At 73.1% G+C, this 18,208-nt stretch carries 15 protein-coding genes; 10 read left to right on the top strand and 5 right to left on the bottom strand.

Annotated elements, in window-relative coordinates; all coding sequences use genetic code 11:
• Positions 1-84 precede the first annotated feature (84 nt).
• Positions 85-585, bottom strand: coding sequence for a DUF6278 family protein (locus IF99_RS0104265; RefSeq protein ID WP_234340581.1), 501 nt, complete (start codon positions 583-585; stop codon positions 85-87).
• A gap of 653 nt (positions 586-1,238) precedes the next feature.
• Here IF99_RS0104265 and IF99_RS0104255 point away from each other — a divergent pair.
• Entirely contained in the window at positions 1,239-3,038 is a 1,800-nt protein-coding gene (locus IF99_RS0104255) for an SGNH/GDSL hydrolase family protein (RefSeq protein WP_051703364.1), read from the top strand.
• A gap of 89 nt (positions 3,039-3,127) precedes the next feature.
• On the opposite strand, the gene IF99_RS0104250 is transcribed toward IF99_RS0104255, so the two are convergent.
• From IF99_RS0104250 to IF99_RS0104235, 4 genes are all read right to left on the bottom strand, one after another.
• Complete coding sequence (locus IF99_RS0104250) at positions 3,128-3,907, bottom strand: exodeoxyribonuclease III (RefSeq protein ID WP_030994958.1); 780 nt, start codon at positions 3,905-3,907, stop codon at positions 3,128-3,130.
• Between the two features lie 190 nt (positions 3,908-4,097).
• Entirely contained in the window at positions 4,098-4,730 is a 633-nt protein-coding gene (locus IF99_RS0104245) for an MBL fold metallo-hydrolase (RefSeq protein ID WP_030994957.1), read from the bottom strand.
• A 101-nt stretch (positions 4,731-4,831) separates the two neighbouring features.
• Entirely contained in the window at positions 4,832-6,100 is a 1,269-nt protein-coding gene (locus IF99_RS0104240; RefSeq protein ID WP_078654983.1) for an alpha/beta fold hydrolase, read from the bottom strand.
• 476 nt (positions 6,101-6,576) lie between these two features.
• Positions 6,577-7,653, bottom strand: a complete 1,077-nt coding sequence (locus tag IF99_RS0104235; protein WP_051703363.1) for an Lrp/AsnC family transcriptional regulator — start codon at positions 7,651-7,653, stop codon at positions 6,577-6,579.
• A 149-nt stretch (positions 7,654-7,802) separates the two neighbouring features.
• Between IF99_RS0104235 and IF99_RS0104230 the strand changes: the two genes are divergently transcribed.
• From IF99_RS0104230 to IF99_RS0104190, 9 genes are all read left to right on the top strand, one after another.
• Positions 7,803-8,708 carry a polysaccharide deacetylase family protein gene (locus IF99_RS0104230; RefSeq protein WP_030994954.1) on the top strand — a complete coding sequence of 302 codons (906 nt, stop codon included), beginning with the start codon at positions 7,803-7,805 and terminating at the stop codon, positions 8,706-8,708.
• Between the two features lie 379 nt (positions 8,709-9,087).
• Positions 9,088-10,389, top strand: a complete 1,302-nt coding sequence (locus IF99_RS0104225) for an MFS transporter (protein ID WP_030994953.1) — start codon at positions 9,088-9,090, stop codon at positions 10,387-10,389.
• A complete protein-coding gene (locus tag IF99_RS0104220) occupies positions 10,389-11,231 on the top strand; it encodes an SDR family NAD(P)-dependent oxidoreductase (RefSeq protein ID WP_030994952.1) in 843 nt (280 codons plus the stop codon). The genes IF99_RS0104225 and IF99_RS0104220 overlap by 1 nt, the downstream gene beginning before the upstream one ends.
• Complete coding sequence (locus IF99_RS0104215) at positions 11,228-13,489, top strand: 2-dehydropantoate 2-reductase (protein ID WP_030994951.1); 2,262 nt, start codon at positions 11,228-11,230, stop codon at positions 13,487-13,489. Before IF99_RS0104220 ends, IF99_RS0104215 begins: the two co-directional genes overlap by 4 nt.
• 252 nt (positions 13,490-13,741) lie before the next feature.
• Positions 13,742-13,867 carry a hypothetical protein gene (locus IF99_RS34660; protein ID WP_420705639.1) on the top strand — a complete coding sequence of 42 codons (126 nt, stop codon included), beginning with the start codon at positions 13,742-13,744 and terminating at the stop codon, positions 13,865-13,867.
• Between the two features lie 124 nt (positions 13,868-13,991).
• The gene (locus tag IF99_RS0104205) at positions 13,992-15,281 is read left to right on the top strand and encodes an ABC transporter substrate-binding protein (protein WP_030994950.1); all 1,290 of its coding nucleotides are present in this window, start codon (positions 13,992-13,994) and stop codon (positions 15,279-15,281) included.
• Positions 15,282-15,330: 49 nt separating this feature from the next.
• Positions 15,331-16,272 (top strand): carbohydrate ABC transporter permease, encoded by a 942-nt coding sequence (locus tag IF99_RS0104200; protein WP_030994949.1) that lies wholly within the window; start codon positions 15,331-15,333, stop codon positions 16,270-16,272.
• Between the two features lie 14 nt (positions 16,273-16,286).
• Positions 16,287-17,114 (top strand): carbohydrate ABC transporter permease, encoded by an 828-nt coding sequence (locus IF99_RS0104195; RefSeq protein WP_030994948.1) that lies wholly within the window; start codon positions 16,287-16,289, stop codon positions 17,112-17,114.
• Positions 17,111-18,187, top strand: coding sequence for a LacI family DNA-binding transcriptional regulator (locus tag IF99_RS0104190; RefSeq protein ID WP_051703362.1), 1,077 nt, complete (start codon positions 17,111-17,113; stop codon positions 18,185-18,187). The genes IF99_RS0104195 and IF99_RS0104190 overlap by 4 nt, the downstream gene beginning before the upstream one ends.
• Positions 18,188-18,208: the final 21 nt, after the last annotated feature.

The raw sequence follows: 18,208 nt of genomic DNA, 5'->3' as shown, positions 1-18,208 counted from the left end.
GGCCGACCTCCGTGCCCCGCTCAGCCAGCTACGAGCGCCCTCCCCTCCCCACCAGAGCGGGCCCGCCCCCTCCCCTCTCGGCCCTCACCCCTCCGAGACCTCCCCGTACACCTGCGACAACTCCGGTGCCCCCGACTCCGCCCACGCCAGCCCATCCTCCACCACCGCGAGTTCGCGCCCCGAGGGCAGCAGGACGACCGGGGTCCCGTCGCCGCCGAGCCGCCACACCGCCCCCGGCACGGTGCGCGCGACGACGGTGCCGAGGTAGAAACCGGCGTCGTTGCCGAGGTGGTCGAGGAGTTCGGGGTCGGAGCGCCAACGCGGCAGCAGTTGATCGAGCGCTTCGAGGGACGCCGGGGAGTCGTCGAGCACGACCCCGGCCTCGGCGGCCTCCGCCCTGAGCAACTCGCACTCCGCGAAGAGTTCCACGGCCGCGCGCGGGTCCTGCTCCAGGAGTTCACCGACCGGGCGTGGCGGCCCCGGCACTCCCGTCGGCAGCCCTGCTCCCTCGCCTTCCGCACTCACCGTCGCGCCCTCGTCGGCGTCCCCCCGGGTCACCGTCGCGGTCGCGCGCGTCGCGCCCATCGCCTCGCCACCGTCCCGCGCGACACCGTCCGGACCGCTCCCGGTGCCCTCTTCCTCCCCCCCACCCCCACGCCTCACGTCCTCCGCACCATCCACCGTGCCCTCCGCACCACGACCAGCGTCATCCGCGCCACGACCGTCGTCATCCGCCGCACCGCGCTGCTCCGGGCGTCCACCGAAGAAGGGAATTTTCATACCGCCAGCCTGACACCGGGCCACCTCCTGACACCACAGGGCGCGCAGACGGGCTCTCCCAAGCGTTCCCAAGCGATCAGCAAAGCGCAGACCTGATCACGCCGTTCACACACATTCTCTCCGCCTCCCCACCACACACCCTCCGCACCCACCTGCCCGCCCCCTCCCTCCCTTGCCAAAGTCCCGCCAACGTCCCGCCACCAGGTTGCGTACCGGCCATTTCCTGGGCAGGAGTCCGTCCGAAGACGCCAACTCCCGCCAGGAGCGAGCCAGAACGGACATCACCGGAACCCAGGCGACACCACGCACTCCCCGTCCGGACCATCCCCACCACCTCAACGACAGCCACACCCCCCAGCCGCCACCACCGCCCCACTCCCCTACCAACCACCACCCTCGGCCTCAACCACCGCCCCACAACGCACACCCCAGCCCCCGCCCCCACCGACGAGGAGACCGTGAATCAAGCCCGCTCCCGCGGCCCCTTCCGCACCGCCGTCTCCCTGCTCCTGGTCCTCGGCTCCGCCGCCCTCCTCGGCTCCCCCTCCACCGCCGCCCCGCCCGAAGCCCCGCCGCGCCCCCTCTCGCAACTCTTCGACAACCGCGGGATCGGTACGGGCGCGCGAGGTGGCGGGGCCGACCTCGACGGGCACGGCCGTGCCCTGTCCGCCGAGGCACTGCGTGACGCCGGCTGGTCGCCCGGCGCCGGGCTGACCGTCGTCGGCGCCCCCCTGCGGCTCCCCGCCTCCCCGCCCGGCTCCCCCGACAACGTGCGTGCCGACGGGCAGCGGGTGAGCGTGACGGGACGCGGCGACGCCCTCGCCTTCCTCGTCACGGCGACCGGCGGCCGGGCGCCCGGGCGCGGGACGGTCGAGTACGCGGACGGCCGCCGCTCCTCGTACCGGCTCGAAGCGCCCGACTGGCGCACCGGCACCCTCGCCACGAGCGCCGTCGTGCTCCCCCGCGTCAGTACTCCCGAGGGGCCGATGAAGGCACGCGCCAGGCTGTATGTCGTCACCGTGCCGCTGTCATACGACGCCCCCGTACGGGCCGTGACGCTGCCGCGCGATCCGGTCGGCCCGGCGAGTCTCCACGTCTTCGCGCTCGGGGTGCGTCCGCGTGCGAGCGGCTGGACCGGCTCCTGGTCGGCGGCCACGGCGGCGCGGATGCGGGTCGGCCCCTGGCAGGACCCCACGCTGCGCCTCGTGGTGCGTCCCTCGGTGGGCGGGGAACGGGTGAGGCTGCGGTTCGACAACACCTTCGCCGCCTCCCCGGTCCGGCTCGGGCGGGTCTCCGTCGCGGTTCGGGAGAAGGGCGCGACCGCGCGGGGGAAGCCCGTGCCACTGCGCTTCGGCGGCCACCGGGGGGTGACACTCGCCGCCGGGGCGCAGGTGCGCAGCGACCCGTTGCCGTTCCGCGTCGAGGCCGGTACGGATCTGCTGGTGAGCGTCTCGCTGCCGGGGCGCGTCGCCTCGTTGCCCGTCCGGACGGCGGCGAAGCAGCCGGGGTACGTCGCCGACGCTGCCGGGGACCGGACCGGCAGCCGCGGGGGCGCGGGCTTCGCCGAGGCGCTGGACTACTGGCCGCTGCTCACCGGGCTCGACGTCGCGGGCGGCGCTGGCAGCGTCGTGGCCCTCGGCGACTCCACGACGACCGGCGCGAAGACGCGGACGGGGGCCGACGAACGCTGGACCGACGTGCTCGCCGCGCGGCTGCGCTCCCAGGACGCGGTACCGCGCTACGGCGTGCTCAATCAGGCCCTCACGGCGAACCGCCTCCTGGCGGACCGCTACCCCGGCGCGGGCGAGGACGAGGACACGAGCGGCGTGCGTCTCGCCCACCGCCTCGACCGCGACCTCTTCGCACAGACCTCCGCGCGCACCGCGCTGGTCTACCTCGGCCTCAACGACCTGCGCTGGGGGTCGTCCGCCGCCGAGGTGCGCACCGCGCTCGCCGAGGTCGCGCGGCGGGCGCGGGCCCGGGGCGTACGGGTGCTCGCCGCGACCCTCACGCCGTGTGGGGGCGGCAGCCGGTGCACCCCGGCGGTGGAGGAGCGGCGGCAGGCCGTCAACGCCTGGCTGCGCGCCGGGGGCGGAGGCTTCGACGCGGTCGTCGACTTCGACCATGTCGTGCGGGACCCCGAACGCCCCGGACGGCTGCTGCCCGCGTACGACAGCGGGGACCACCTGCACCCCTCGGCCGAGGCGCTCGCGCGCATGGCGGGGGCGGTGGACCTCGGCGCGCTGCGCCCGCGCTGAGGCCCCTGCGACGCGGCCCCGGGAAGCACCGCCCCCTGCGGCCTCACGGGCCACCGGGCACACCCCCACGCGCGGCCCGCGCGGCTTGCTCACACGTCCAGGTCCACCACCACGGGAGCGTGGTCGGACGCGCCCTTGCCCTTGCGCTCCTCGCGGTCCACGTAGGCGTCCTTGGCGGCGGCGCGGAAGGCCGCGTTGGCGTAGACGAGGTCGATGCGCATGCCCCGGTTCTTGGGGAAGGCGAGCTGGCGGTAGTCCCAGTACGTGTAGGGGCGGTCGTACTTGAGGGGGCGCGGGACGAGGTCGTCGAGGCCCGTGGCACGCAGTTCGGCGAGCGCCGCGCGCTCGGGCGGGGTGACGTGGGTCAGGCCTTCGAAGACGGCGACGTCGTAGACGTCCTCGTCGCTCGGGGCCACGTTGTAGTCGCCCATGACGGCGAAGGGCCGCGAGCCCGCCGCGTCGCCCGCGACAGCCGTGCGCAGGGCCTCCAGCCACTCCAGCTTGTACGCGTAGTGCGGGTGGCCGACCTCGCGGCCGTTGGGGACGTACACCGACCAGACGCGGACCGGTCCGCAGGTGGCGGCGAGCGCGCGGGGCTCCATGACGCCCTCGTAGGCGGGCTGGTCGGGCAGTCCGCTCACCACGTCGTCGAGGCCCGCGCGGGAGATCACCGCGACGCCGTTCCACCGGCCCGTGGCGTTCACGGCGGACTCGTAACCCGCCTCGCGCAAGGCCTCGGTGGGGAAGGCCTCGGCGGTGGTCTTGGTCTCCTGGACGCACAGCACATCGGTGCCGCTCGACTCCAGCCAGGCGAGCAGCCTCGGCAGCCGGGCGGTGATCGAGTTCACGTTCCACGTCGCGATACGCATACCGACCAACCTACCGGCCGCCTCCGACAACGCCGCTCCGCGCCGGAGGCACGGGGCCCGTGTCCGTACGGGCACGCCGTGCACGGGCCCTCCGGGTCCGTACGGGTGCGCGCCGCGCGCAGGCCCCGTGGCCGTACGCGTCCGCCCGGCCCCGCACCCATGCCGTGCCCCGGCGCGGCCCCGCGGCTGCTCAGACCGTGAGCCGCGTGCCCGGCTTGACGCGATGGTGCTCCGCGCCGCCGAGCGCGCCGATCTGGCCCTCGTAGACCGGGGTCGCGAGGTCGGTGAGGAGCGCGTCGTGGACGTCGTACGCGCGCTGCGGGGCGACCTCGCGCACGTAGTCGATGACCTCGGAGATCTTGCTCCACGGGGCCATGACCGGCAGGAGCAGCGTCTCGACGGGGCGGCCCGGGACGGTGAGGGCGTCGCCGGGGTGGAAGACGGTGCCGTCGACGAAGAAGCCGATGTTGGTGATGCGCGGGATGTCGGGGTGGATGACGGCGTGGAGTTCGCCGTGCACCTCGATGTCGAAGCCGGCGGCCTCGAAGGTGTCGCCGTGCCCGACCGTGTGGACACGGCCCGGGAAGGCGGCGGAAAGCTGCTCGGCCACGGAGCGCAGCGTCCACAGCTCGGTGGCGGGGTTCGCCTCCAGCGCGGCGCTCAGCTTGGCCGGGTCGAAGTGGTCGGGGTGCTCGTGGGTCACGAGGAGGGCGTCGGCTCCCGCGGCGGCGTCCTGTTCGCTGAAGACGCCCGGGTCGATGACGAGGGTGCGGCCCTCGCGCTCCAGACGGACACAGGCGTGGGTCTTCTTGATCAGCTCCATGCGTCCCATCCTCGCGCACGGTGCGGGGGACGGCGGTTCGGGGGCCAGCCCCCGCGCGGTCGTGTCTCCGCGCGCGGACCTGTGCCCCGGCCCGTTGGGGTCTACTCGCGCGGGCTCGTCTCCTCCCGTACGACCTCGCGCGCGACCTGGAAGGCGCGTTCGGCGGTGGCGGTTCCGCAGTGCACACCGATCTGGAGGAGCGCCTCCTTGATCTCGGCGGGCGTCAGGCCGCTGCGCAGCGCGCCGCGTACATGCACGGCGAACTGCTCGAAGTGCCCGGCGGCGGCGAGCGCGCCGAGTGCGACGCAGGCGCGGTGGCTGCGGTCGAGCCCGGGTCGCTGCCACACTTCGCCCCAGGCGTAGCGGGTGAGAAGGTCGTCGAAGTCCTCGGTGAACTCGTCGGTCGCGGCGAGCGCGGCGTCCACGTGCGCGTCGCCGAGCACCTCGCGCCGCAGCCGCAGCCCGGCCGTGCGGGTGTCCGCGTCGCCGTCGGTGCCCGCCGTGCCGCGGTACGGGGCGATCTCGGGGCGCGGGGCGGCGAGCGGCGGCGCGGCGGCGGGTGCGGCCGCGACCGGCAGTGCGGCCTGCGGCGACCAGCTCGTCGAGAAGTGCCGCACGAGCAACTCCGTGACGGCGGCGGGCTGTTCGACGGGTGCGAGGTGGGCCGCGCCGGGGACGAGCGCGAGGCGCGCGTCGCTGATCCCGGCAACGAGGGTACGGGCCTGCGCGGGCCCCGCGAGGGAGTCCTCGGCCCCGACCACGACGAGGGTGGGCGTGGTGACGCGGTCGAGCACGGCGCTCGTGTCGAAGGTCGCGAGTGCCTCGCAGGCGGCGATGTAGCAGCCGGGATCAGTGGTGCGCACCATCTGCACGGCCCAGTCGGTGATGGCGGGCTGCGCGGAGGCGAACCCGGGCGTGAACCAGCGCTCGGGCGAGGTACGGGCGACGGGGTCGAGGCCGTTCGTACGCACGACGACGCCACGCTGGCGGTGCTCGTCGGCGGTGCCGAAGCGGGGCGCGCTCGCGACGAGCGCGAGCGAGGCGAGGCGTTGCGGGTGGCGCAGCGCGAGGTCGATGCCGATGGCTCCGCCGAAGCCGCAGCCCGCGTACCCGAAGTACCGTATCCCGGCACCCTCCAGGGTGTGCACGAGCCGCTCCGTGAGCGCCCCCACCGAGTCCGCCGGATAGGCGGCGGCACCGCCGTGCCCGGGCAGGTCGAACCGCAGCACGCGCCACTGTCTGCTCAACTCCGGCACCTGCCGGTCCCACATGTGCCATGTGGTACCCAGTGAGGGGCCGAGGACCAGGACGGGAGCGCCTTCCGGCCCGTCAAAGCGGTATTGCAGGGTGTTCGGTGATGTCTCGCTCACCCGTCCGAGCCTCTCATCTGTCACGAGATGTCACGTCGCCGGGGTGGGCCTGGCGAGCCTTGCTCCGGCCTCCGGGCGGTCCAGGGAGCCGCGTCGAGTCTGGTGGTACGAACGAGGCTCGGCACGATCCACCTGGACACCTCCCGAAACCCCACCCCACAGCGACGCGAACACCATACGGTGAACGCTTGGTGGAAGGCTTGGACGGTGCCGGACGCCCGCAGTCGCAACCACCGGCCCGGCATCAGCGGGCGCACACCTCGCCCCCCCCCGCGCACGCCATACGACGCGCAAGGCGGTGTCCGCCTTCCAAGAACGCCGCTACCCGTGCAACTACCCGGCCGCTGACTGCCAGGATTTCCGCGATCTGCCCGAGCCTGCCTGTCCGGCCGGCCGCGAAGGCGAGCCGGAGGACGGGCCCGAGGACGGGTCCGCGGTCCTCGGCGCGCCACCATCGCCCGGACGGCACGGGCTCGTCAGCGGGCCGGGGGCGCGATGTCCCCGTCGTACCAGGGGTCGATGGGTGCGCTCTCCAGGCGGCGTCCCATCTCGTCGAGAATCCATCCCTGCCGCTTCAGGGTCCGCAGGACGATGCCGTGGTCGACGATCTCCAGCCCCGGGCACGCGGTGCCGATCCGGTCCTCCAGATCGTGGGCACTGTCGACCGAGTGCAGCCAGGTGGAGAGCAGCACGTTCGTCTCGCCGCTGGTCGCGGTCAGCAGCCGGACGTCGGGCATCCGGCCGAGTTGCTCGAAGATCCGCCGCCGCTGGGCGACCGGGGCCTTCGCCCACATGAGGGAGGTGACCGGCCAGCCCGTGATGTGCTGGGAGATCTCACAGCGGAAGGCGACGGCACCCGTACGCTCCAGCCGTGCCAGCCGCCGCCGGACTGCGGTCTGGCTGGTGCCGGTGCGCTTGGCCAGGTCGGTGACGGGCAAACGGCCGTCCGGGGCGAGGGCCAGCAGCAGCTTCCGGTCCGGGCCGCTCAGGGGCCCAGGGGTGGCCTGCCGCGCGGCGGTCTCGTCCGCGACGGCCTGGAGCAGGAGCTGCTGGGCGCGAGGCAGCGCGTCCAGCCGCCAGTCGCTGCCCGAGACGAGGATGCGCGTGGTGATCTGGGTGTTCACCCGCACCACGCCTGGCAGCCGGCTCACCCCGTCCAGGATGAAGCGGGACAGGCTGGGGAGGTCCTGGGTGACGGCGTTGACGTGGATGTCGCGCCCGCTGGCCAGTTCCATGACGGACTTCGTGCGCGGGTCCCGGGCCAGCGCGAGCGCGGCGCCGCGCCGGGCGGAGGGCTCGCACTCCACGTCGATGAAGGCATTGCACAGGGACCGCCACAGGGCGGGGCTGCCGGTCGCCGTCACCCAGGCCAGACCCCGGTCGGAGATCCGCCCCCAGCGGCGGGCGACCGTCACCGCGCTCAGCCCCAGCACCTCGCTGATCGCCGTCCATGAGGCACGGGGCGCGATCTGGAGGGCGTGCGCGAGGGCGAGGTCTGTCTCGTCGAGCTGCGCCTGCAGCGCGGCGGAATCCTTCGCCTGAAGGTGGTTCATGGCGATTCTCAACGATTTCCGGGGTTGAAGAACAGGAGACGGCCACGATGTAGCACCACCGGCGGGCCGCGCAAGAGCGGCAAGGACCGGAAAGACAAACGTTACGAAACTTCCCAGAACACTCTTCTCTCACGGAAGGCGGGATCCCGATGCCGCAGAGCGAACAGCAGCAGCCGTGGGAATGGGACGAGCCGACCTGGCGCGGTCATGTCGGACGCGTCCGAGCCGGGCGCTCCCTGGCGCCGGACGCCTGGCCCGGCGGGGCCCGCTGCGCGGTGGCCGTGTCCTTCGACTCCGACCACGAGACCCCGGCCCTGCGGGACGGCGAGACGAGCCCGGCGAAACTCGCCCAGGGCGAGTACGGCGCCCGCGTCGCCGTGCCGAAGATCCTCGCCCTGCTGGAGCGGCACCGCGTTCCGGCGAGCTTCTTCATGCCCGCCGTCTGCGCGCTGCTGCGTCCGCAGGAGGCACTGTCCTACACGGCGGCCGGACACGAGCTGGCGATCCACGGCTGGATCCACGAGCGCAACACCCTCCTCACCCCGGAGACCGAGCGGGAACTCCAGTTCCGCGCGGCCGACACCCTGGAGCGGATCGGCGGCGTACGCCCCGTCGGTATCCGCACCCCGAGCTGGGACTTCTCACCGCACACCCTGGCGATCACACGTGAGATGGGCCTGCTGTACGACTCCTCGCTGATGGCCGACGACGAGCCCTACGAGCTGGTCGAGGACGGCGAGGCGACCGGCGTGGTGGAGATTCCGGTGGAGTGGATCCGCGACGACGCGCCGTACTTCATGATGGAGCGCTTCGCTTCGCTGCGTCCCTACATCGCGCCACGGGACGTGCTCCGGATCTGGCAGGACGAGTTCGACGCCGCGTACACGGCCGGCGGCCTCTTCCAGCTCACCATGCACCCGCACATCATCGGCCACCGCTCCCGGCTGGTGGTGCTCGACGAACTGCTCGCGCACATCGCGGGTCACTCCGGAGTGTGGTTCGCCACCCACCGCGAGATCGCCGAGCACTGCCTCGCGCACCAGCCGTCGGCCTGACCCGCAGTCCCAGCGGCCCACGGGCACCTCGTACGCGTACCCGCGTCCCCGCCCGACTCCGGCGTACCCACACACCGGAGACCGCACCCCGACCGCGGCACACCACTTCTCCTGTGCGCACTCCTCCCGCGCACACCACCCCCCTGTACGCACCCCGCCCGCGCACACCCTCCCCCGGGCGCACCCTGCTCGCGCACACCACCCCCTGTGCGCACCCCCTCTCGTACGCGCACCCGTCCCCCCGGCGCGCCGCCCACCCCGGCCGGGCCTGTCCCGCGAGGTCGCGGCGAGACCGCCCCCACCGGGAACACCCGGGCCCGCACGCCCGCACCCCGGTCCGTCGCCCGAGAAACTCCCAGAGAAAGCGAGGACCCTCCTCGTGAGAACCGCCGCCGCTCCCGGTACCGCTCCATCCCCCAAACTCACGCCCAGACAGCGGAAGGCCATCGTGGCCGGCTCCGTGGGCAACACCGTCGAATTCGTCGACTGGGCCCTCTACGGCATCTTCGTGAAGATCATCGCGGATGTCTTCTTCCCCCAGGCCGAGGGCGCGGTCGCGCTCCTGTCCACGCTCGCCGTCTTCGCCGTCGGCTTCGTGATGCGCCCGGTGGGTGCCGCCGTCCTCGGCGCGTACGCCGACCGGCACGGCCGCAAGAAGGGGCTCTCCCTCACCATCGGCCTGATGGCGGGCGCCGGCTTCGTCATCGCGATCACCCCCGGCTACGAGACGATCGGCATCGCTGCGCCGGTGATCCTGCTGCTCGCACGGCTCGCGCAAGGCTTCTCCGCGGGCGGCGAGTTCGGCTCGTCCTCGGCGTTCCTGGTCGAGTCCGCGGCGCCCGGACGGCGTGCCTTCGCCGGTTCCTGGCAGCAGGTGTCGGTCGCGGGCGGCGTCCTGATCGCCTCCCTGCTCGGTACCGCCTTCACCTCGCTGCTCAGCGAGGACGCCTTGCGCAGCTGGGGCTGGCGGGCCGCCTTCGTGATCGGCGCGCTGCTCGGCCTCGTCGGCCTGTGGCTGCGGGTGACCGTCGAGGACACCGAGTCCTTCCACGAGACCAAGGCCGGCGGGCAGGCCAGGAAGAACCCGCTGAAGGCCATGTTCGTCGAGCACCCGGCCGCCGCGCTGCGGGTCGCCGGCATCACCATCGCCGGCACGCTGACCTACTACATCTGGGTCAACTACCTTCCGACATACGCCAATCTCACCACCGGCATCCCGCTGAAGCAGGCGCTGTTCTCCCAGACCCTGTGCCTGCTGATCTTCATCGTGCTGTTGCCCTTCGCCGGGCTGCTCTCCGACAAGCTGGGGCGCAAGCCCACCCTGGCGGCTTTCGCCGGGGGCTTCGTCCTCCTCTCCTGGCCGATGCTGCACCTGCTGAACGACAGCTTCCTCGTCGTGTTCCTGGTCCAGCTCACCGGCATGCTGCTGGTCCTCGGCTACTCCGCCAACTGCGCGGTGATCATGGCGGAGCAGTTCCCGCCAGAGGTGCGGGCCACCGGTATCGCCCTGCCGTACGCGCTGGCCGTCGCCGTCTTCGGCGGCACCGCCCCGTACGTCACGACCTGGCTGAGCGACTCCGGCCACGCCGACAAGCTCTGGCTGTACGTCTCCGGTGCCGCCCTGCTCTCCCTCGTCGTCTACCTGACCATGCCCGAGACGAAGGACAAGGAGTTCTCCTGATGGCGCACGTACTGGTCACCGGAGCCGCGAGCGGCATCGGACGGGCCGTCGCCGAGCACTTCGCCGCGAACGGCCACACACTGACCCTCGTCGACATCGACGCCGACCGCCTCGCGGCGACGGCGAGCGCGCTGGGCGGGGCCCACCGGATACACGACCTGTGCACCGCGGACGGCCCGGCCGCCGCCGTATCCGGCGCCTGGGACGCCCACGGTCCGGTGGACGTCCTGGTCAACGCGGCCGGTGTCTACCCGTCGCTCGACATGATCGAGGTCAGCGCCGCCGACTGGGACCGGGTCTTCGCGCTCAACACCCGGGCCCCCGTCCTCGCCACGGCCGAACTGGCCCGCCGCGCGAGGGCCTCCGGGCGGGGCGCGTCCGTGGTCAACATCTCCTCCGGCTCCGCGCTGCGCGCCCGGCCCGGCGGCGGCCCGTACGCGAGTTCCAAGGCCGCGCTGGAGATGGCGACCCGCGCGGCGGCCCTCGAACTCGGCCCGTACGGCATCCGCGTGAACGCCGTCAGCCCCGGCTTCATCGGGGTGGACAGCGCCTGCAACCCCGTCACCGACGAATACGCCGCGGCCGTCTCCGTCAACCCTCTGGGACGTCCGGGAACCCCGGCGGACATCGCGCGCGCCGTCGTGTGGATCGCCGGTCCCGAAGCCTCCTGGGTGACCGGGGAGATCCTGCGCGTGGACGGCGGCAGCGGTACGGGCGCGAGCCACCTGCCACGGCTGTGGCCACCGGCGGGCGAGGCCGCCACCGAGCCCCCGGCCCCGCCCCTCTCCCCCGAACCGCCCCAGGAGGCGGCCCACCCCACCACGAAGGGACACACCTCATGACCGGCGACGCCTACACCGTGGTCGGAGCGGGCGCCATCGGCGGCACGCTCGCCCACCGTCTCGCGGCGGCCGGCCACCCGGTCACGGTCATCGACACCGACGCGGCCCACGTGGCCGCGATCCGGGCGGACGGGCTGACCATCCTGCGCGGGCAGGAGCGGGAGAGCGTCCGGCTGGACGCCACCACGCCTGACGCGTACCAGGGGCCGCCGCTCGGCCGGGTCCTGCTCAGCGTCAAGGCTCAGGCCACCGGGGCGGCCATGGAATGGATAGCGCCCCGCCTCGCTCCGGACGGCTATGTCGTCTCCGTGCAGAACGGTTTCAACGAGGCGCTGATCGCGGAGCATGTCGGCACCGGCCGTACCCTCGCGGCATTCGTCAACATCTTCGCCGACCTCGTCGAACCGGGGGTGGTGCGGGACGGAGGACCCGGCGCGTTCGTCATCGGGGAGTGCGACGGCGCCCCCGTCTCGGACCGGGTGCGCGCCCTGGTCGCCGATCTCCAGGCATGGGGCCCGGCGCGGGCCGACGACAACGTCGACGGCTACCTGTGGGCCAAGGCCGCGTTCGGCGCGATGCTCTCGGCCACCGCGTTGGCCGACGCCCCCATGGCCGACCTCATGGACCGCCATCGCGCCACCATGTACGCGCTGACCGCCGAGGTGTACGCGGTGGCCGATGCGGCCGGCGCACGTCTCGAGTCTTTCGACGCCTTCGAGGCGGCGGCCTTCCGGCCCGGCTACGACCCCGCTCTGCGGGACGCGGCCTGCGACCGGCTGACCGCGTGGCTGCGTACCCAGCCCAAGGACCGCAGCGGCATCTGGCGCGACCTGGCCGTCCGCCGCCGCCCGGTGGAGGTCACCACGCATTACGCGCCGGTGTTCGAGCTGGCGCGGCGCGCGGGGCGGGACTTGCCGGTGCTGCGGGCCGTCGTGGACGGTCTGCGGGAACTGGAGAAGGACCCCTCGGCTATGTCCGAGTCCCGCTTGGACGCCCTCGACCGACTGGCCGCCGCGACCGGCGGAGGGACGGCCGGCGGAGGGATGGCCGACGAGGCCCCCTCAGGTCATGGTCTGCCGGCGTCCCCCGTGCTGACGGAGGCCCAGGCCGTCGCCGTGCGGCGCTGGCTGGACCAGCACCAGGACGCGATGGACGCCGACCTCGCCGCCTACACCTCCCAGGAGAGCTCCAGCGACGACACCCTCTCCCTCACGGCCTGCCTCACTTGGGTCCGCGGCTGGCTCGACACCACCCTCGGCGCCCCCGCGGCGGAGGAGATGATCCCCCGCGACGAGGCGGGCGACATCCTGATCCGCCGCTATCCGGGCACGGGTCCGTCGTCCGGCGCGCCGCTGCTGCTCGTCGGCCACTACGACACCGTCTGGTCCACGGGGACCCTGAGCGAGTGGCCCTATCACCGGGAGGGCGACCGCATCTCCGGCCCCGGGGTGTTCGACATGAAGGCGGGACTCGTCCAGGCCGTCTGGGCGCTGCGCGCGCTCACGGCGCTCGGTCTGCCGCGTCCGGAGTGCACCCTGCTGCTCAACGGTGACGAGGAGACGGGCAGTCAGGCGTCCAGCGACGTCATCGTCGCCGAGGCCCGGAGGTCCCGGGCCGCGCTGGTCTTCGAGGCGAGCGCGGACGGGGCGGTGAAGACGACACGCAAGGGAGTCGGACTGTTCTCACTCACCGTCACCGGCGAGGAGGCACACGCCGGGCTCGACCCGACGCGCGGCGCCAGCGCCATCAACGAGATGGCCCGTCAGGTGCTCAAGCTGGAAGCCCTCGCGGACCCGCAGGCCGGCACCACGGTCAACGTCGGTGTGCTCCGCGGCGGGACCCGCAGCAATGTCACGGCGGGAGAGGCCACCGCCCACCTGGACATCCGCGTGGCGACCGACGCCGAACGCGCTCGGCTGGACGGGGCCCTGGCCGCACTCGCCCCGGTCGATCCCCGGACCGGCCTCAAGGTCGCTGGGGGCTGGAACCGCCCGGTCTTCGAGCGCACCGAGAGCGTCGGACACCTCTTCGCGATCGCCCGGCAGTGTGCCGCCCCGCTCGGGCTCGACCTGCGGGAGACCGCCGTGGGCGGTGCCAGCGACGGGAACTTCATCCTGGCCGCGGGCACGCCGGTACTGGACGGGCTCGGCGCGGTGGGTGGCGGCGCACATGCCCGCAGCGAGCACGTGACGCTGAGCGGCATGGTCGAACGCTCGGCACTGGCGGCCGGAATCCTCGCCGCCTTCGCCACAACCTGACGGTTTCCCGCGCCTCGTCCCGGGGGCCGGTCCGACCTCGCCGACGGTCGGACCGGCCCCCTTCCGACGACCTCCCGCCGGGTCGTGGTGGTCCGTCGCGAGGTGAACGGGGACCGGCGTTGCTCGCGTACCGGGGTGACGGGCGTCACGGCGCGGCGGTGAGCGTGAGCGAGTGGGACGGGCACGTCCTGGGCCACTCGCTCGCGGTGATGCCGGGGCGGCGGTCCCTCCGGCATTCCGGTCCCGGCCGGAATGCCGGCCCTGCCTATCCACCGGGATCCGGCCCGCGGCGACCGGGTCGCGCTGCCGCCGGGCGCGGCCCTCACCACCGTGGCCGGCCGGCTCGGCATTCCCGCCGCCCACCCGGTCACGATCTGAACGGACCGGCCGAAGTCCCGGGCCTCAGCCTCTTGACCGCGGTCGCCGCACTCCATATGGTCCTCGCACCTCACGAGGTACATCGATTAACCAATCGTTAACCGCTTGGTTGGAGACCCCCGCTGTGCGCTCATCGCTGACCCGGCGCGACCTGCTCGCCGCCGGTTCCGGTCTGGCTGCGGCCGTTGCCCTGCCCGCTCTGTCCGGCTGTTCGTCATTGGCGTCGGCGGACTCCGACCCGGACACGCTCGTCGTCCACACCCAGCTCGGCACCACCGCGCCGGGCTCCCCCACCTACCTCGCCGCCGTCAAGCGCTTCCGGAAGGAAAACCCGGGGATCAAGGTCAAGAACCTCGTCAACAGCGACGATCTCGGCCAGGTGTACGAGACCTCGCGGCTGGCCCGCAAGGAGGCCGACGTCGTGATGGTCAACCTCTACGACAAGACGCTGGCCTGGACGGACGTCGGCGCGACCGTGGACGTCGGCAAGTACCTGGACGAGTGGGGGCTGCGCGGGAGGGTGCTGCCCGCCGCGCTCGCCGACTGGACCGACGACGAGGGCAGGGTGAGGGCGTTCCCCTACTTCGCCACGAACTGGCCCGTCGCCTACAACCGTGCCCTGCTCGACCGGGCCGGCGTGGACGAGATCCCCACCACGGGGGACGCGCTGATCGCCGCGGCCCGCAAGCTGCGCGCCAAGGGACTGGCCCCCGTGACCGTGGGCGGCAACGACTGGACCGGCCAGAAGCTGATGGCGCAGATCATCCAGACGTTCCTCACCGAGGAGGAGGCCCGGCACGTCTACGCCACGGGCGACTTCGGCGGGCGCGGCGCCAGGCGCGGCATCGAGTACTTCACGCACCTGCGCGACGCCGGCGTCTTCGCGGACAAGGCGCAGGGGCTGACGTCCGACTCGATGACCACGCAGTACAACACCGGGGAGGCGGCCATCCAGTCGGCCATGTCCTCGGCGCTCGCCAAGGTGCCGGAGCGGGTGGCCCGGCACACCGAGGTGGGCGGCTGGCCCCTGGCCGAAGGGGCCGCGCACGAGGCGCCGACCGTGATCCGCGCCCAGACCCTCATCGGGTTCTGGATCAGCCCCAACGGCGTGCGCAAGATCGAGCAGGTCGAGAAATTCCTGCGATTCATGTACCGGCCCGACACGGTGGCCCGGTTCGTGACGGAGAGCGGCCGGGACATGGCCTTGCGCACGGACGCGGTCAGCACGGACTTCCCGCTGGTGGGGGCGGCCCAGCGGCTGGGGCCCCGGGTGAGCCAGGTTCTCCTGCCCGACGTGTACGTGCCGCCCGCCGCCGCGCAGCCGCTGATCACCGCGACCAGCACGTCCTTCACCCGGGGCACGAGCGCGGCCCGGGTACGCGCCGCCCTCGAATCCGCGTATCGGTCCGCATGAGCCGCCCGGTCCCCCTCGCATCCGCCACCCGTTCCCCGGGAGTCACCGCATGACGACGCTCACGACGCCGCCGGACGGCCGCGCGGCCCGCCGGTCCGCACCGCCGCCCCCTTCCGCCTCCGCTCCGCGGCGGCCCCGGCAGGGCGGCACCGTCCTCGCGGTCCCCGCGCTGGTCTGGTACCTGGTGTTCATGGTCGGGCCGCTGCTCGCCATCTTCGTGATCGCGGCTCTCCACTGGCCGGGCATGTTGCAGCCTGTGTCCTTCGCGGGTCTCGACAACGTCCGCGTGGTGCTGGACGACCCGGTGTTCTGGGACGCGATCCGCAACACGGCCGTCCAACTGGCCGTCGCCCTGCCGGTGATGATCGTCTGCGCGTACATGCTGGGGTACTACGTCGCCCAACGGCCGCCTGGCCACCGGGTGATCCGGTACCTGCTGTTCATCCCGGGGCTGATCTCCACGCCGGCGAAGGCGATGGTCTTCTACGCCGCACTGTCCCCGGACGGCCTGCTCAACGGCGCCCTGTCCGGTGTCGGTCTGGACTCGCTCACCGACGCCTGGCTGGCCTCGCCCTCGACGGCGCTGGCCTGCCTGATCGCCCTCGACATCTGGAGCGGCATCGGCTTCACCGCCGTCCTGTTCGCCGCCCGGCTGGGCAGTGTGCCGGAGGAACTGGGCGAGGCCGCCCAGTTGGACGGGGCCGGCCACTGGCGGACGATGTGGACGGTGCACTTCCCGGTGATACGGGACTACGTGGGCGTGGTGACGATGCTCCAGTTCCTGTGGACGCTGTTCGGCTCGGCGCAGCACGTGCTGCTGCTGACGCAGGGCGGTCCCGGGACGTCGTCGACCACCTTGTCGTTCCTCGTCTACCAGAAGGCGTTCATCGCCGCCGACCTCGGCTACAGCCAGACGGTGGGCGTCCTGCTCTTCCTCGCCGGTCTCGTCGGGCTCCTGACGATCCGCCGCGTCTTCCGCCAGAACTACTGATCGGAGCAGCACTCATGAAGCTCGGCAAGCGCTGGCTCCCGGCCCACATCCTGGTGTGGACGTACGCGGTGCTGCTCGTCGTCCCGCTGTACTACTTCCTCGCCTCGGCGTTCAAGTCGAACGACGAGATCTTCGCCCATCCCTTCGCTCCGCCCACCTCGCTGGGCCTGGGCAACTTCCGGACCGCCTTCGACAGCGCCGACCTGGGGCTCGCGGTAGTCAACTCGGCGCTGGTGACGGTGTTCTCGCTGGCGCTCACGCTGCTGCTGGCGATACCGGCCGCGTTCGCGCTGGCCCGTTCGACCGGACGGCTGGCGGGAGTGGTGGAGAAGGTCTTCTCCCTCGGCTTCCTGATCCCGACCTTCGCGGCGCTCTTCCCCACCTTCCTCCTGGCGGCGGCCACCGGGCTGTTCCACACCCGGATCTTCATGGTGCTGTTCCTGCCCGCGACGGCGCTGCCGCTCTCGGTGGTGATCCTCGTGCAGTTCATGCGCACCATCCCGCCGGAGATGGAGGAGGCCGCGCGGCTGGACGGGGCGTCGACCTTCGCGGTGCTGCGCCACGTCTACACGCCGATGTGCCTGCCGGGCATCGCCACGGTGCTGCTGCTGAACTTCCTGACCTTCTGGAACGAGTACCTGTACTCGCTGGTCATCATCGGGCCGGACCCTGCGCAGCGCACGGTCCAGGTGGCGTTGCCCACGCTCAAGTCGATCACCGGCACGGACTACGGGGTCCTGACGGCGGGCACGGTACTGACCCTGGTGCCGGTCTGGTTCGTCTACACGGTGCTCCAGAAGCGCATGCAGCAGGCCCTGGTCAGCGGGGCGGTGAAGATGTGAGCGTGGCCACCGGGCGGCCGGGGCGGCGTCCGACCATCAAGGAGGTCGCCGCCGAGGCAGGCGTGTCGACCGCCGCCGTCTCGCAGGCCTTCAACAACAAGGGCAGGCTCTCGGAGGCGACCCGGCGCCGGATCCTCGACGCCGCGCTCGAACTGGGATGGAGTCCCAGCGCCCCCGCGGTGGCCCTGCGCCACGCCCGTACCCGCAGTCTGGCGCTGGTGGTCCGGCGCCCCACCGACGTGCTGGGCTCCGACCCGCACTTCAGCGAGCTGATCACCGGCATAGAGGGCGAGCTGGCGCCGCGCGGCTACGGTCTGCTGCTGCACCTGGTGAGCGGCCACCGTGAGGAGTACGCGCTCTACGAGCGGCTGGCCGCCGAGGGCCGGGTGGACGGCGCGGTGCTCACCGACGCCCGCGACGAGGACGCCCGCCCCGCGCTGCTGGCCCGGCTGGGGCTGCCCGCGGTGCTGCTCGGCGCGCCGGACGGCACGGCCGTGGTGCCGCGCGTCGGGCTGCGCGACCAGGGGGCGGGGATCGCCGAGGCGGTCGCGCACCTGCTGGCGCTCGGCCACCGGCGCGTGGCCTACATCAGCGGGCCGCCGGAGCTGGAGCACACCCGGGTGCGCCGGACCGCCTTCGCACAGGCCCTGGGCGAGGCCGGGTTGCGGCCTTTCGCGGTGCTGCCGACCGACTTCAGCGAACGGCACGCCGTGGGTGCCACCGAGGCGCTGCTGGCGGCGGAGGGGCGGCCCACCGCGCTCGTGTACGCCAACGACTCGATGGCGGTGTGCGGCATCGGCACCGCGCAGCGAGCCGGGCTGGCCGTCCCCCGCGACGTGTCGGTGGTCGGCTACGACAACCTGCCGCTCGGCAGCTGGCTCCACCCCCGGCTGACGACGGTCGACCAGCAGGTGCAGCGGGTCGGCGCCGCCGCCGCGCGCACGCTGCTGGCCCTGTGCGGCGAGCCGGTCGAGGAGACCGGCGTCGCCGGCCGGCCCCGGCTGGTGGTGCGCGAGTCCACCGGCCCCGCCCCGCCCGACGGCGGCGCCACGGGTGCGGCCACCGCAGGCTGACCCGACGGCCGCGGTGCACCG

The organism is Streptomyces sp. NRRL F-5630 (genome assembly GCF_000719475.1).
In the GTDB taxonomy this organism is placed as follows: domain Bacteria; phylum Actinomycetota; class Actinomycetes; order Streptomycetales; family Streptomycetaceae; genus Streptomyces.
The sequence above is the reverse complement of the archived record's forward strand: the minus strand, read 5'-3'. Positions and strand labels throughout refer to the sequence as shown.